The organism is Streptomyces sp. NPDC055962 (assembly GCF_042270185.1).
Taxonomy (GTDB): Bacteria; Actinomycetota; Actinomycetes; order Streptomycetales; family Streptomycetaceae; genus Streptomyces.
Map to the genome: position 1 here is coordinate 852,888 of NZ_JBHJYN010000001.1, position 15,057 is coordinate 867,944.

15 protein-coding genes are annotated in these 15,057 nt (G+C 72.9%); 11 read left to right on the forward strand and 4 right to left on the reverse strand.

Features of this window, described 5'->3' with window-relative positions:
• The first annotated feature begins 49 nt into the window (after positions 1-49).
• Positions 50-730, forward strand: a complete 681-nt coding sequence (locus ACFC51_RS03785; RefSeq protein ID WP_376380444.1) for a hemolysin III family protein — start codon at positions 50-52, stop codon at positions 728-730.
• 57 nt (positions 731-787) lie between these two features.
• On the opposite strand, the gene ACFC51_RS03790 is transcribed toward ACFC51_RS03785, so the two are convergent.
• On the reverse strand, positions 788-2,815 hold the full coding sequence (locus ACFC51_RS03790) for a thioredoxin domain-containing protein (protein ID WP_376526882.1): 2,028 nt from the start codon (positions 2,813-2,815) through the stop codon (positions 788-790).
• Positions 2,816-3,017: 202 nt separating this feature from the next.
• On the opposite strand from ACFC51_RS03790, the gene ACFC51_RS03795 reads away from it, so the two are divergent.
• Entirely contained in the window at positions 3,018-3,554 is a 537-nt protein-coding gene (locus tag ACFC51_RS03795) for a Uma2 family endonuclease (RefSeq protein WP_376526884.1), read from the forward strand.
• 221 nt (positions 3,555-3,775) lie between these two features.
• On the opposite strand, the gene ACFC51_RS03800 is transcribed toward ACFC51_RS03795, so the two are convergent.
• A complete protein-coding gene (locus ACFC51_RS03800) occupies positions 3,776-4,534 on the reverse strand; it encodes a cyclase family protein (RefSeq protein ID WP_376526886.1) in 759 nt (252 codons plus the stop codon).
• Positions 4,531-5,595, reverse strand: coding sequence for a DMT family transporter (locus tag ACFC51_RS03805; protein WP_376526888.1), 1,065 nt, complete (start codon positions 5,593-5,595; stop codon positions 4,531-4,533). Before ACFC51_RS03805 ends, ACFC51_RS03800 begins: the two co-directional genes overlap by 4 nt.
• Before the next feature lie 148 nt (positions 5,596-5,743).
• On the opposite strand from ACFC51_RS03805, the gene ACFC51_RS03810 reads away from it, so the two are divergent.
• Positions 5,744-6,655 carry a LysR family transcriptional regulator gene (locus tag ACFC51_RS03810; protein WP_376378777.1) on the forward strand — a complete coding sequence of 304 codons (912 nt, stop codon included), beginning with the start codon at positions 5,744-5,746 and terminating at the stop codon, positions 6,653-6,655.
• A gap of 94 nt (positions 6,656-6,749) precedes the next feature.
• Here ACFC51_RS03810 and ACFC51_RS03815 read toward each other — a convergent pair whose 3' ends face one another.
• Positions 6,750-7,631: a ScbA/BarX family gamma-butyrolactone biosynthesis protein gene (locus tag ACFC51_RS03815; RefSeq protein ID WP_376378780.1), complete on the reverse strand. Its 882-nt coding sequence runs from the start codon at positions 7,629-7,631 to the stop codon at positions 6,750-6,752.
• 200 nt (positions 7,632-7,831) lie between these two features.
• Here ACFC51_RS03815 and ACFC51_RS03820 point away from each other — a divergent pair, with 200 nt between their 5' ends.
• The 8 genes from ACFC51_RS03820 (at position 7,832) to ACFC51_RS03855 (ending at position 15,035) form a co-directional block, all read left to right on the forward strand.
• On the forward strand, positions 7,832-8,509 hold the full coding sequence (locus ACFC51_RS03820) for a ScbR family autoregulator-binding transcription factor (protein WP_376378783.1): 678 nt from the start codon (positions 7,832-7,834) through the stop codon (positions 8,507-8,509).
• Positions 8,506-9,462, forward strand: coding sequence for an NAD-dependent epimerase/dehydratase family protein (locus ACFC51_RS03825; protein ID WP_376526890.1), 957 nt, complete (start codon positions 8,506-8,508; stop codon positions 9,460-9,462). The genes ACFC51_RS03820 and ACFC51_RS03825 overlap by 4 nt, the downstream gene beginning before the upstream one ends.
• A 299-nt stretch (positions 9,463-9,761) precedes the next feature.
• Entirely contained in the window at positions 9,762-10,385 is a 624-nt protein-coding gene (locus tag ACFC51_RS03830; RefSeq protein ID WP_376378789.1) for a TetR family transcriptional regulator, read from the forward strand.
• A gap of 65 nt (positions 10,386-10,450) precedes the next feature.
• Positions 10,451-11,212: an SDR family NAD(P)-dependent oxidoreductase gene (locus tag ACFC51_RS03835; RefSeq protein WP_376378792.1), complete on the forward strand. Its 762-nt coding sequence runs from the start codon at positions 10,451-10,453 to the stop codon at positions 11,210-11,212.
• 36 nt (positions 11,213-11,248) lie between these two features.
• A complete protein-coding gene (locus ACFC51_RS03840) occupies positions 11,249-12,046 on the forward strand; it encodes a carbon-nitrogen family hydrolase (RefSeq protein WP_376526892.1) in 798 nt (265 codons plus the stop codon).
• Between the two features lie 298 nt (positions 12,047-12,344).
• Positions 12,345-13,028: a hypothetical protein gene (locus tag ACFC51_RS03845; protein ID WP_376378798.1), complete on the forward strand. Its 684-nt coding sequence runs from the start codon at positions 12,345-12,347 to the stop codon at positions 13,026-13,028.
• Positions 13,025-13,246 (forward strand): MerR family transcriptional regulator, encoded by a 222-nt coding sequence (locus ACFC51_RS03850; protein ID WP_376378801.1) that lies wholly within the window; start codon positions 13,025-13,027, stop codon positions 13,244-13,246. Before ACFC51_RS03845 ends, ACFC51_RS03850 begins: the two co-directional genes overlap by 4 nt.
• A 106-nt stretch (positions 13,247-13,352) precedes the next feature.
• A complete protein-coding gene (locus tag ACFC51_RS03855) occupies positions 13,353-15,035 on the forward strand; it encodes a GH3 auxin-responsive promoter family protein (protein WP_376378804.1) in 1,683 nt (560 codons plus the stop codon).
• Positions 15,036-15,057: the final 22 nt, after the last annotated feature.

The following is a 15,057-nucleotide window of genomic DNA, read 5'->3' on the forward strand; positions in this document are numbered from 1 at the left end:
CATCGCCACTCGTATCCGTTACCTACGGAAGCGTAGGTAGCATGCGGATATGACTTCTGCCGCCGCGTCCGGACCCGTCGAGCTCACCGACCCCGTCCCGGTCAAACCACGGATGCGCGGCTGGCTGCACGCGGGGATGTTCCCCGCGGTGGTCGTCGCGGGCATCACCCTGATCGCCCTGGCGGACAGCACGCGGGCGCGGGTCGCCTGCGCCGTCTACATCCTGAGCGCCTGCCTGCTGTTCGGTGTGAGCGCGGTCTACCACCGCGGTACGTGGGGCCCGCGCGGCGAGGCGGTGCTGCGCCGGCTCGACCACGCGAACATCTTCCTGATCATCGCGGGCACCTACACCCCGCTGACGCTCCTCCTGCTGCCCGACGCCACCGGCCGGCCGCTCATGTGGGCGGTCTGGGGCGCCGCAGCGGCCGGTATAGCCTTCCGGGTCTTCTGGGTCGGCGCCCCGCGCTGGCTCTACACCCCGTGCTACATCGCCATGGGCTGGGCCGCGGTGTTCTTCCTGCCGGACTTCATGCGCGCCGGAGGCATCGCGGTACTGGTCCTGGTCGTCGTCGGGGGCCTGCTCTACAGCGCGGGGGGCGTCATCTACGGCATCAAGCGCCCGAACCCCTCACCGCGCCTCTTCGGCTTCCACGAGGTCTTCCACTCGCTGACGCTCGCGGCGTTCATCGTGCACTACGTCGGCATCTCCCTGGTCGCCTACCAGCAGTGACCCACCCGTACGGCGAAGGGCCCGGCCACCCCGGCCGGGCCCTTCGCCGTACGGCCGTCAGCCGCCCAGCTTCGCCGCCAGCTCCCCCGCGTCCGTGGTCGGCGCGTCGCACACGAAGTGCCGGCAGACGTACGCGGCCGGCTCACCGCCCACCAGCGGCCGGTCCACCAGCAGAGGGAACTCGGTGCCGGCGTCCGGTCCCTCACCCACCGCGACGACCGCCCCGGGGGCCCGTCCCAGCAGCGCCGCACGGTGCAGCTCCCCGCCGACCGGGCCGGCCACCGCGACCTCGCGCGGGCCGTCCAGCAGCGCCTCGGCGACCGCCAGCCCCCACCCGGTGAACCGGGGCGCCTTCGGGCCGAGCGCCCCGACGATCCCGAGGGCACCCTCGGCCGCCGTGCGGTGCGGTTCGGAGGCGGTGTGCGCCGCGTAGGAGAGCAGCGCACCCGCGGCGGCGGTCCAGCCGGCCGGAGTGGCGCTGTCGGTGGGGTCCTGGGGGCGCCGGATCAGCTGCTCCGCGTCGTCGGCGGTGTCGAACAGCTGGCCGCCCTCGCCCGAGAAGTGCTCCAGCACGATGTCCAGCAGGAAGCCCGCGAACTCCAGCCAGGTGCCCTCACCGGTGACGGAGGCGAGGGCGAGGAAGCCCTCGGCGACGTCGCCGTAGTCCTCCAGGACCCCGGAGTTGGCCCCCGCGCGGCCGTCCTTCGATGTGCGGCAGAGCCGGGCGACGTCACCCATGTGCACCCGCACCAGCAGGTCGGCGGCCTCGGTGGCCCGCTCGACCAGATCCGGGCGGTCGAAGTAGGCACCGGTCTCGGCGAGGGCGGCGATCGCCAGCCCGTTCCAGGCAGCAACGATCTTGTCGTCGCGCTCCGGGCGCACCCGCAGATCACGCGCCGCCAGCAGCCGGGCCCGCACATCGGCGACGCGCCCGGCGTCGGCGGGCCCCGTCTCCCCGGTTCCCACGAGCCGCAGGACGGAGGAACCCTCCTCGAAGGTGCCCTCCTCGGTCACCCCGAAGTACGCGGCGGCGAAGGCGGCGTCCTCCTCGCCCAGCACCTCGCGCAGCTGCGCGGGCGTCCAGACGTAGAACGCGCCCTCGACGTGCCGGCCCTGCGCGTCCGCGCTGTCGGCGTCCAGCGCGGAGGCGAAGCCGCCCTCGGCGGTGCGCAGTTCGCGCACCATGAAGTCGGCCGTCTCCAGGGCCACCCGGCGCGCCAGGTCCGATCCGGTGGCCCGCCACAGATGGGCGTAGACGCGGCACAGCAGGGCGTTGTCGTAGAGCATCTTCTCGAAGTGCGGGACCACCCACTCCCGGTCCACCGCGTAGCGGGCGAAGCCGCCGCCGAGCTGGTCGTAGATCCCGCCGTGCGCCATCGCCGCGCAGCTGTCGGCGGCCATCTGCAGGGCGCCCTCGGCCCCCGTACGGGCGTGGTGGCGCAGCAGGAACTCGATGACCATGGACGGCGGGAACTTGGGCGCCCCGCCGAAGCCGCCGTGCGTCTCGTCGTAGTCCCGGGTCAGCCTCAGCAGGGCCTGCGCCAGCTCCGGCTCGCCCGGGAGGGCCCCCTCGGCGGCGGTGAGGGAGCGGCCGGCCAGGTCGCGGACGATGCGCCCGGCCACCTCGGCGACCTCCTCGCGCCGGTCGGACCAGGCGGCCACGACCCCTTCGAGAACCTGGGGGAAGGAGGGCATGCCGTGGCGGGGCTCGGGCGGGAAGTACGTACCGAAGTAGAAGGGTTCGGCCTCCGGGGTCAGGAAGACGGTCATCGGCCAGCCGCCCTGGCCGGTCGCGGCCTGCACGGCCTCCATGTACACGGCGTCGACGTCGGGCCGCTCCTCGCGGTCGACCTTCACGGGCACGAAGTGCGCGTTGAGGTAGTCGGCGGTGGCCGCGTCCTCGAAGGATTCGTGGGCCATGACATGGCACCAGTGGCAGCTGGCGTAGCCGACGCTGAGCAGCACCGGGACACCGCGCCGCCGGGCCTCCTCGAAGGCCTCGGGCGACCACGGCCACCAGTCGACCGGGTTGTCGGCGTGCTGCAGGAGGTACGGGGACGTGGTCTGCGCAAGTCGGTTGGCCATACACCCCATCCTCGCGCACCCTCCTCAGCGAGACCCGCGCGCCACGGGGCGGGGTGGGAAGGGACAGGCGGGACGGGTGGGAGCTGTCTGTACCGGGCGGCGTGGCATCGGCGGACAGTAGGCTGGCCTGAGCAGCACCGGGACTGCTGAGGCTCCTCGAAGGAGGCACACCATGACCGCCGAGATGGTGACGCCCGCGTAAATGCACGCACAGATCAGCGCGGAGCAGTACGACTCCTGGTCCGAGGAGCAGTGCGCCGGCATCGAGATCGTGGACGGGATGGTCGTCGCGAGCCCGAGCGCCTCCAAGCGCCACAACCGGCTGGCCCGCATCCTGGCCAACGCCCTGGACGCCGCCGCGGGCCCGGACTGGAACGCGGACACGGACTGCGACGTCCGTCTACAGGACGTCCCCCTCACCAACCGCCGCCCTGACGTCATCGTCTACCGGGCGGAGACCATCGACCTCACGCCCACCCGCCCCGAGCACGTACTCCTGGTCGTCGAGGTCGTGTCGCCCGGTTCGGAAACCACGGACCGGATCGTGAAGGTCGACCAGTACGCCAAGTCCGGCATCCCCTTCTACTGGCGGGTCGAGCAGGCCGCCACCGGGGTCCCGATCGTCTACACGTACGTCCTCGACCCCGCCACCAAGGCTTACAGGGACGGCGAGATGTTCACCGGCACGATCAAGACCGCTGCTCCGTTCCCCGTCACTGTCGACCTCGGAACCAACTGAGAGACGAAAGACCTCACGTCTGCATCGGCGCTTCTCGCCTCAGGTGGTGCCGTTACTCACGGCTGCCGAGACCGTCGTGGTCACGGCTCCGATCACCGGCGTGCTGCAGGAGGTACGGGGACGTGGTCTGCGCAAGTCGGTTGGCCATGCCCCAATCCTCGCGCACCGGGGGACGGCGTCGGGGGACGGGCTCACCGAAGGGAGGAGGAGGTCGGGCCGTATCACCGGTGCACGGCGAACACCCGGGCCGGGAAGCCGGAACCGCCGTACGGCTTGGGCCAGGTGGCGACGATCAGGGCGCCCGCCTCGGGGAGCCCGTCCAGATGGGCCAGCAGTTCGATCTGCCACCGCCCCTGCCCCAGAACGTACGCCTCCAGTCCGTGGTCGCCCGCGGAGGCGGCGAGCCCCGGGTCGGTGTCGGACTGCTCGTGGCCGATGGCCGTCACGCCCGCGTCCTCGATCAGGTACCGCAGGACCTCGGCCGACCAGCCCGGCCGGTGGCTGACGCCCGCCTCGTCCTCGTTGGCCATCGCCGCCGCGTCCGGCCATCGCCGGCTCCATCCGGTGCGCAGGGCGACGAACGAGCCTGCCGGGACGGGGCCGTTGCGGCGCTCCCAGGACTCCACGTCGTCCGGTGTGGGGGTGGCGTCGGGGTCGGCGTCCACCCGGGCGGTGATGTCGAGGACCACCAGCGGGAGGATCATCTCCTCGACCGGGATCCGGTCCAGCGTCCGGGCCCCGGCCACGAAGTGGGCGGGCGGGTCGACATGGGTGCCCCACTGGCCCACCAGGTGGTAGCGGTCGACGGTGAATCCGTCCCCCCGGTCCAGGTCGAACACCTTCTCGCGCCGCTCGTCGCCGAAGCCCGCCCAATGCGGCTGCCCCGGCCGGAAGGCATGGGTGAGGTCCGTGAAGACGGCCTTCCCGGTCAGCTCGCGGTGGGCCTGCCACAGCCCGGGCAGGGGTTCGCCGGTGGTCATCGGACGTCCTCCAGGTCGGTGCGCAGGGCGGCGTCCGGCCGGTCGGCGGCCACTCCCCCGGCGGCCGCTCCACCGACGGCCGCTCCACCGGCGGCCGCTTCACCGACGGCCGGGGAGTCGACGGCCGAGGGGTCGACGGCCGGTTCGCCCGCCGTCCCCTCCCCGGTGGCCGCCGCCGGGCCCTGCCGCCGCGTCAGTCCGACGCCGACGAGGACGACGGCCATCCCCAGCACCACCCGCACGCCGATCTCCTCGCCCAGGACGACCGCTCCGAGCAGTACGGAGACGACGGGCAGGAGATAGCCGACCACGGCGGCGCTGGTGGCGCCCTCGTCGTTGATGATCCGGTAGGTGAGGTGGAAGGTGATCGCGGTGCAGAAGACGCTGAGGACTACGGCGGCGACGATCACCGTCGGACCGGGGTCGATGGACTGCATGCCTCCGATCGGCACCGCCACCGCGGTCAGGCCGCTCGCGGCGACGAGCTGCGCGGCGGAGAGCGAGATGGTGGGGGTGCCCTTCCGGACCAGGGTGCGGCCCATGTAGGTGAACGCGACGGCGTAGCTGGCGGCCGCGCCGATGATGGCGAGGGCGCCCCAGCTCGCGGCGCCGGCCGTCCGCCAGGGGGCGAAGATGAGGATCGTGCCGGCGAAGCCGAGCAGCAGGCCCGCCAGGCGCACGGGGCGGAGTCCGCGTTCGGAGCCGAGGGCGAGCCCCAGGGCGAGCGACCAGAGCGGGGTCGTGGCGTTCAGGACGCCCGCGAGACCGGAGCCGACGCTCTGCTGGCCCAGACTGAAGAGGGCGAACGGCAGGGCGTTGCAGAAGAAGGCCGCGACGACGATGTGCCGCCATGCGGCGATGCCCCGGGGCAGCCGGTGGCCCGCCACCCGGCAGGCGACGACGAGGACGAGCGCGCCCAGGACGCAGCGGGCGAACGTGACCTGGAGCGGGGAGAGGCCCCGCAGGGCCAGCTCGATCCAGAGGAAGGTCGAGCCCCACAGCAGGGCGAGCACGGCCACCCGCAATCCGCCCCGGAGACTCCGCGTACTGCCGTTCGTCATGCTTCCTCCACTCGGTTCGGCACACGGTCCGTGCAGGCTTCCGGGGTGCCGCCGTCGGGCGTTCCGTCCATCCCGGCTCTTCGAAGGTGCCCCAGCCGAGCTGTGATGACAAGCAAATGGTTCTACCTGATCTGTTAAGCTGTGCTACATGCTCGATGTGAGGAGACTGCAGGTCCTGCGCGCGGTGGTCACCAGCGGTACGGTCACCGCCGCCGCGGCGCACCTCGGCTACACGCCGTCCGCCGTCAGCCAGCAGATGGCGGCACTGGAGAAGCAGGCCGGCACGGCGCTGCTGGAGCGGGTGGGCCGCGGGGTGCGGCCCACGGCCGCGGGCCTGCTGCTGACCGAGCACGCCGCGCTGATCAGTTCAGCGGTCGCCCAGGCGGAGACCGCACTCGCCGACCTACGCGCCGGACGCACCGGGCGCCTATCGGTCCGCTACTTCGCCACGGCCGGCTCCACACTGGTGGCGCCCGCCCTGGCCGGGCTCCGCACCGCACACCCCGGCATCCGCATCGACGCCGAACTCACCGATCCGGAGGACCCGTTCCAGGAGCTGGTGCGGGGCCGGGCCGACGTGGCCGTGGTCGTCCAGGCGTCGGGCCGTATCGGCAAGGGTTTCGAGCTCGTCCACCTCCTCGACGACCCGTACGCCGCCGTGCTGCCGCTCGGCCATCCGCTCGCCGGCCAGGACGTCGTCGACCTGCACGACCTCTCCGGCGAGCAGTGGGTCGGCTGCGAACCGCCCGGCCCCTGCCTGGAAGCGGTGACCGAGTCCTGCGCGGCGGCCGGTTTCAGCCCCGACTTCGTCATCCGGAGCGAGGACTACGCCACCGCGCAGGGTTTCGTCGCCGCCGGACTCGGCGTGAGCCTGATGCCGGGTCTGGGGCTGCGCAACCGGCACCCGGGTGTCGTCGTGCGCCCGGTCCGCAACCCCGAGCCCGTCCGCGTGATCTCGGCGGCCGCACGCGAGGTGTCCCTCGAACAGCCCGCCCTGCGTGACCTGCTGGACGCCCTCCAGGAGGCGGCCGTCACCGCCGGCCCGCCCGGGACGGACTGAGACCCGCCGCCGGGCGCGCGCCGGCGCCGGGAGCCACCGGCACGCACGTCGCGGCTCGGCGCGGCAACCGGCCTCCGCGGGCCGGGGACACGCGTCAGGCGGCACGGGCGGAGTGCACGACGGGCGGGGCCTCCAGGGTCACGACGCTGGAGAAGATCTCCCTGCCGCTCTGCCGGGCGCTGATCCGGACCCTGCCGGGGTCCGCCGTCCACTCGGCCTCCAGGTCGCAGGCGATGTCCATCTCGGCGTACTTCACGAACTCGGTCTCCATGCCGGTGACGACCATCGGCCGCGGGTGCGCCGCCGCCAGGGCGGCCTGGCGGGCGGCCTCCAGCAGGAGCATGCCCGGGGCGTGGTCGACGAGGTGGTCGAAGAGGACGGGGTGGGTCGTGTCGACCCGCAGCTGCCAGCGGTCGGGCCGGTCCGTGGCGGCCAGCACCACGTCCTCGAAGCGGTCGCGGCCGAAGGGCGTGAGACCTGCCGGAGGTGACAGCGGCAGGGCCCGCGCGGTGGCCGCGCCGGCGTCGGCGTAGACCCCGCGCAGCCGGTTGTAGACCGTGCGGTCCTGGATGGTGAAGCGCGAGCGGGCGGTGGCCATCGGGCGCCCCCCGCGCTCCACGTCGGCTCTGAGCGATATCGCTGCCGCGCGGTCGCGACGGTACGTCACCTCGTCGCAGGTGATGTGCAGTTCCAGCTCGGCCGGGCCGCCGTCGGCGAACGTGGCCTCCGGGTCGAGCGTCCAGCTGAAGTCCTTCCAGAGCAGCTGGTGCCCGAAGGGGACCTGGTAGGCGCCGTGGGACAGCAGGGGCAGCGTCTGGCGTACCGTTTCGCTCAGCAGAAGCGGGTCGTGCAGGCCATGGCGGTCGGTGTAGAACGGGTGCGCGGAGGGCCAGGCAGCCGTGACGGTGAAGGCGTCGGGCGCCGTACGCCGCCAGCTGCGCAACAGCATCTCGTCCTGGTTCACCTTGTGCGTCAAAGTAGCCGAAACCATCTCAAACCGGCTCTCGGCGGCGCGCTGAACGAGGCTTACGGGCATGGCTGGTCTCCCTGATGTGGTGGCTCTCGACTGGGCACACACAGATGGAGCGACGACGCCCGTAGTGACACGGGAGCGCCGACGTGAATAAAATAGAGGTCGTTCTTTTTGTTTGTCTACAGGTACTAGGGAGACTGCCGATGGCACGGCAACGGCAGGAGCGCGCCGAGCGGACTCGGGCCGCGCTCATCCGCGCGGCAGCGGAGATGTTCGACCAGGTCGGCTACCACGGAGCGGGTCTGAACGCGATCCTGCAGAAGGCAGGCATCACGACCGGAGCCATGTACTTCCACTTCAAGTCGAAGGAAGATCTGGCCCGCGCGGTCATCGTCGAGCAGGCCGCCGAGTTGCGGTGGCCCGACGAGGGGAAGGGCCTGCAGCAGCTGATCGACGTCTGCCAGTACCTGTCCGTGGAGATGCGCTCCAACGTCCTCTTCCGGGCGGGCGTCCGGCTCGCCGTCGAGCAGAGCGAGGTGAATTTGCTCGACTACTCGGTCTACGACTGGTGGGGCGATCAGTTCCGCGCCCATCTGACCGAGGCACGCGAACTGGGCCAGCTGTACCCGGACGTCGACGAGTACGCGTACCCCCAGGTGATCGTGGCCGCGTACACCGGTACGCAGATCATGTCGCGGCTCGCCACCAACCGGGCCGACCTGCCCGCACTCATAGAGAACGTGCTGCGATGTCTGCTCCCCGCCCTGGCGCCGCCCGAGGTGATCGCCACACTGGAGTTCTCGCGGAACGGCGCCGGGGCGAAGCCGGCGAAGAGCACGACGCGTACGGAGGCGGAACCTCCCGGGGACGGAGCGCGGTGAGCCCCGTCCGGGTGCTGCTGACCGGCTCGACCGGATTCGTCGGACGGGCGGTGCTCCGCCGGCTGCTGGACGAGCGCGCCGAGGGCAGGGACGTCGAGGTGCGCGCCGTCACCCGCGGGGACCCCGCCGCCGGGCCGGTGGCGGATGGGGTGGAGCGGGTCCGCGCGGACCTGTCGGACCCCGGCTCGCTCACCGTGGCGGCGCGCGGCACGGACGTCCTCGTCCATCTCGCCTGCCGGGTCGAGGGCGACGCCGAGGAGTGCGAGCGGACGAACGTCGGCGGCACCCGGGCGGTCGTCGACGCGGCCCGGCGCGCCGGGGTGGGCCGGATCGTGCAGCTGTCCACGGCGGCGGTGTACGGCCCCGGACCGCACCGGGGCATCTCCGTCGACGAGGTCACGCCCGCCCCCGTGTCGGCGGCCAGCCGGACCCGGCTGGCCGCCGAGCGGATCGTGCTCGACGCGGGCGGTGTCGTGCTCCGGCCCGGTCTCGTCCTCGGCGCCGGGGACCGCTGGGTCGTGCCCGCACTCGGCGAGCTGCTCCGGCGGGTGCCGGCCCGCTGGGACGGCGGGCGCGGACGGTCCTCGGTCGTCGACGTCGGCGACCTGGCGCGTCTCCTCACCACCCTGGCCGCGGCACCGGACGCCCTGCCCGCAGGGGTCCACCACGCCGGCCATCCGGTGCCGGTGCGCAACCACGACCTCATGACGAGACTCGCGGACCTGGCCGTGCTGGACCGGGCGTCCGGCGATCTGTCCTGGGACTCGTGCCTGGCGCGCCTGCGGGAGACCCCGGGCCGCATCAGCGAGAGGCAGTTCACGCTGCTGGCACGCGACCACTGGTACGCGAGCGAGGAGATCTGGCGGCTCACGGGCTGCGAGCCGGGCCCGGGTCCGCTGGACCGGCTGGCCGGGGCGGCGGCCTGGTACCGGGAGCACCTCGCGGCCCTGTGAGACGGGTCCCGCGGGCCGGTGCCGCGCTCCCGCGCGGGCGGTCGCGCACCGCCCGCGGGACGCCGGATCGTACACAACCGACTTGGCGAAATCGTTCCGGCGTCGGGAACGGGCGGTGTCGGTGGGGGGTTCGGGCGGTACGTTCGCAGGACTGGGGGCCGTGCCCTCCCGGACTCCGCCCGGAGCGTGGGCGGGCGGGAGTGCGACGGAGGATCCCCACCCCCGGCACCCGGCGCGCACCTCTCCGTCCGGTCGGCCCGTGGGGTTCAGTTCCCGTCACGGATACCGAGGTCGAGCCCATGGTGAAGCAGGTGAGAGCGGAACGCACCCGACAGGCCCTGATCGCCGCGGCAGCCGTCGAGTTCGACCGGCAGGGGTACGCCGGGACCTCGCTGTCCGCCGTGCACCGGGCCTGCGGGATGACGATGGGAGCGCTCAGCTTCCACTTCCCCACCAAGGCGGAACTGGCCCGCGCGGTCTTCCACGAGGCCGAGGACATCACCCGGGAGGCGCTGGCACGGATCTCCCCCTGCCCGGTCCCGCCGGTCGCCGAGTTCACCCTCACCCTCGCCACCCTGCTGGACGAGGAGGCCAGTGTCCGGGCGACGGCCAGGCTCACCCACGAGCAGGCGGTCCCCTCCCTCTGGCCGACCCTGTGGCGGACCGCCCTCCAGGACCTGATGGCCCCGGCCCGTGAGCGGCCCGGCCCCGGCCCCGAACCCGACCGCCTGGAGCTGCTGGCCGTCTATCTGACGGCGGGCGCCGAGGCGGCCCTGCGGGCGGGCCGCACGGGCGCGGAGGTCCGGGCTCAACTGGAGTGCCTGTGGTCCCTGGTGCTCGCCCCCGCCCCGCACCCGGCCGGGGAGCCCCTCCGGCTCCCCGGCGAGGACTGTCCGGCCGGCATCGCTCCCACGCCGACCTGATCCGATTCCCCCCTCCCGTGCAGCTGTGCACGGAATCGCACCCCTACGACGAAAAGGCTCTCCCCATGACTCGACGCTGCGCGCTCGTCACCGGTGGTTCCCGAGGGATCGGGGCCGCCGTCGCCACCGAACTCGCCGCCACCGGGCACCGGGTGGCCGTGCACTGCCGCGCCGGCTCCGCGTCCGCGAAGGCCGTGCTGGACGCCCTGCCCGGCACCGGCCACGCCCTGGTCACCGGCGATCTCGGCACACCCGGCGCGTCCCGCGAGATCATCGCGTCCGCGGTGGAACAACTGGGCGCGGTGGACGTGCTCGTCAACAACGCCGGCGTCTACGCCGAACAGCCCGTCGCGACCACCTCCTACGAGGACTGGCAGGCCGACTGGCGACGCCTCGTCGACGTCAACCTCATCGCACCGGCCGACCTGATCTGGCACCTCGTCGAGCACCTCCAGCGCCGGGTCCAGGGACCGCAGGGTGCGCGCATCGTCAACGTCGGCTCGCGGGGCGCCAGTCGGGGCGAGCCCGACGCCCCCGCCTACGGGGCGACCAAGGCCGCGCTCCACGCGCTGACCCAGTCGCTCGCCCAGTCGCTGGGCCCGCTCGGCATCGCGGTGACCGCCGTCGCCCCCGGGTTCGTCCGCACCGACCTCACGGAGCCCATGCTCGTCGGGCCGGCCGAGGAGCAGGTGCGCAGTCAGAGCCCGCTCGGCAGGATCGCGGCGCCCTCGGACGTCGCGGCTGCCGTGTCCTGGCTGAGCAGCGCGCCCGCGGAATGGTGCAGCGGCGCCGTGCTCGACGTCAACGGCGCCTCCCACCTGCGCTGACCGCCCACCCACCGACCGACCACGAACGGAGACACCGTGCGCGCCGCGCTCCTGCAGATCGCCGTACGACCGGACGAGACCGTCACCGCGCGCCGGACGCGCGCGGCGGATCTCGTCCGCGAGCAGCACACCGCCGACCTGGTGGTCCTTCCGGAACTCTGGACCGTCGGCGCGTTCTCCTTCGACGCGTTCCACGACCACGCGGAGCCCCTGGACGGGCCCACGGCCCGGGTCATGGGCCGGGCCGCGGCCTCGGCACGGGTCTGGCTGCACGCCGGCTCGATCATCGAGCGCGGCCGGGACGGCACCCTGTACAACACCTCCCTGGTATTCGCGCCCGACGGGACACCGCACCGGACGTACCGGAAGATCCACCGCTTCGGCTTCGACCGGGGCGAGGCGGCCCTGCTGGCCAGGGGCGAGGAGACCGTCACGCTCACGCTGGGCGAAGGCGGGCCGACGGCGGGACTCGCCACCTGCTACGACCTGCGGTTCCCCGAGCAGTTCCGGGCGCTGGTGGACGCCGGTGCCGAGATGTTCGTCGTCCCGGCCGGCTGGCCCGCCGCCCGCCGCGCCCACTGGTCCCTGCTGGCCCGTGCCCGGGCCGTCGAGTCCCAGGCGTACGTTCTCGCCTGCGGGACGGCGGGCACGCACGCCGGGGTGGAACAGGCCGGCCACAGTGTGGTGGTCGACCCGTGGGGTGAGGTCGTCGCCGAGGCGGGGGCCGGGGAGGAGACGCTCGTCGTCGACCTCGACCCGGCGCTCGTCACGCGGACACGTGCGGATTTCCCCACCCTGCGCGATCGGGTCCTCGGTGTGCCGGCGCCCCGCTGACGGGCCCCTACGGCAGGTGCCGCTCACTCCCGCGGGCGCGGGGGCGGGCGGCACCTGCCGTCTGTGCCCTCCCGGGCCGACGGCGCCCGTACGCACCGCCAACTCCCCTCTGGGACAACGGAGTCGATTGATCCGCCGGGAACTCTTGCGGCCGACCCGGCAGACGTGTAACACTCTTTCGCGAGGCAGTCTGCCCTCTTCGAGGAGCCTTCGCACTGCCATCGCGTCGCCATCAGGCGGCGCTTTTTTATTTCCCCGCCACGGTCCTTTTCTCCCGAAGGTGAGGCGACCCGTGCCCATGGACGACCCGACCCCCTCGCAGTCCCTCCCGGAGCAGTGCGCGTCGAGCCGTTGCCGTCGCGCTGCCCGCTCCGACGCCCTGCGGCGCAGGCGCGCCGCCCCCGGTGCGCGGCTCTGCGGATCCTGCACGCGCGCGCTGGTGGCCGATCTGGCCGCGCTGCCCGCGCTCCACCACGAGAGCGAGCAGCAGCTCGTCCTCCCCGCACGCCGAGGGGGCCCGGCCCGGGTCACCGGCCACCGCCCGGACGCACCGCCCGTGAACGACGCGGCGCTGGAGGCCCGGCACGACGCGGTCGTACGGCTGACCTCCTGGGCCCGTCTCGTGCTCGACGAGGCCGGGCCCGCCGGGGCGCCGCCGGAGAGGACCGTCCCCGCACTGGCGTCCTTCCTCGGCCGGCACGCCGGTTTCCTGGCCGCCCATCCCGCCGCCGGTCCGGCGGCCGACGAGATCGGGCAGGTGGCCACCGCCCTGCGCACGCTGGTGGCGCCGCCCCGGGCGGAGCTCGTGCCGCTCGGCCGGTGCGTCGAGCCGGACTGCGACGCCGAGGTCTCCCTTCCCGCGCGGGGCGGCGACGACCTGGTGCTGCGCGGACCGATGTGCGGCGCGGGACACGTCCTCACACCGCGCCAGTGGCTCCTCATGACCCGCCACCGGACGGATCAGGCGAAGGAGCCGGCATGAACAGCGCGCGCACGGCACGCGGCACACGCGTGCCCACCTCCCTCGCGGCCCTCGCCCTCGGAGTGCCCGAGGGCACGATCCGCCAGTGGGCCCGCCGCGGCAGGATCACCCGGTACGGGACCAAGCGCCAGGCCCTGTACGACCTGAACGAGCTGGCCGCGCTCGCGGCCGGGGAGGGCGGCACGACGGCCGCCTCTCCCCGCACGCACGGCGCCTGACCGACCGCGCCGCACTCCCCATCCACCCGACCGCCCGGCCACCGCCGTGCGGCGCCGACGCATGCCCGGATCCGGGCCGTCGGACCAGTACCGAGGAGACAGAGACATGCGAGCACCGCAGGAATCGCAGGAATCGCAGTGGCAGCAGCACTGGCAGGCGCGGCGTGACCCCTTCGTCGACGAGTGCTTCCGGGCACGCGAGAGCCTGCTCGCCGACCTGAAGGACCCGGGAGCCGCCCAGGCCCGCGTCCTCGACGACCTCATCGACATCGGCACCAGCTCACTGCACTGGAAGGAGCAGGGGTACGACGCGGTCGCCGCCGACCCGGCCACCTTCCGTTCGGTCCTCCCGGTCATGCGCTACAACGACTTCACCCAGGAGATAGACCGGGAGACCCGCACCAAGGGCGGGATCCTGTCGTGCAGCCCCGTCCTGCGCTGGCTCAAGACCAGCGGGACGACGGGCACGCCCAAACGCGTCCCGTACACGCTGCACTGGCTGCTGACGTACCGCATCCCCGCGATGAAGGCCATGTGGGGCACCTACCTGGAGCACCACCCGGAGATCCTCGCGCACCCCTGGGCGACGCTCGACACCCAGACCGTCCGCGAGGACGTGTACGACTTCGTGCACGGGGTCGAGCACCAGGCGATCAGCAACCGGCACCCGCAGATCAACAGCCGCGACTGGAACCCGCCGTGGTACGAGTCCCCGTGGTTCGGCCCCGGCACGCCCACCGACCACGCCGGTCGCATGTACCACCGCATACGGCACCTTGTCGGCAAGGACCTGCACTACATCTCGGCGATCAACCCGAGCACCCTGGTCTCGCTGCGCGACCTGATCGCCCGGCACGGCGACGAGCTGGTGCGCGACGTGCGTGCGGGCACCCTCCAGGGCAGGCCGTGGACGGAACCCGACGAGGACACCGCGCTGCGGCTCGAACGGACCCTGGAGAAGGACGACTTCAGCCTGGTCGACATCTGGCCCTCGCTGACCCTGTACAGCTGCTGGCTGTCGGCGTCCGCACAGCTGTACCGGCCGCGCCTGGACGCCGTGCTGCCGGGCGTCGCCAAGCTGCCGTTCATGAGCTGCGGGACCGAGGGCGTCACCACCATTCCCGTGGACGACACCCTGGACAGCCAGCCGCTCGCCGTCAGTCAGGCCTACTTCGAGTTCGTCCCCGCCGACGTCCCCCTGGGCTCGCTCCTGGACGCGGGCGGGACGGTCGAGACACTGCTGTACGACGAGGTCGAGGCCGGCCGCGACTACCACTTGATCATGTCCCAGGGGAACGGCCTCTACCGGCTGTGGACCGGGGACATCTACCGCGTCGACCGGATCGTGGACGGCACTCCCTGGGTCCACTTCACCCATCGCGACGGGCTCTTCCACTCCTTCACCGGCGAGAAGATCACCGAGGGGCAGGTCACGCAGGCCATCCGCCAGGGGCTGGAGGCCTGCGGGCTCGACACCGGGCTGTACATGTGCGGCCCGCGCTGGGACGAGCTGCCGTCCTACACGGTCGTCGTCGAAGTGCCCTCGCCGGGGGCGGAGCTGGACGGCGAGCTGTCCGCGGCGATCGATCGCGAGCTGTCCGTCATCAACATCGAGTACGCCTCGAAGCGGGACAGCGGACGGCTCGCCGCCCTCCAGGTCCGGACCGTCGCGCAGGGGGCGATCGCCACCTACGTGGAGTCGCGCCGGCAGAAGGGCAACGCCACCCAGTACAAGTACACGCCGTTCCAGAAGGACATCGACTTCGTCGACACCGTCCTCGCCGGCTGACGTACGCCGGATCGTCCGGCCA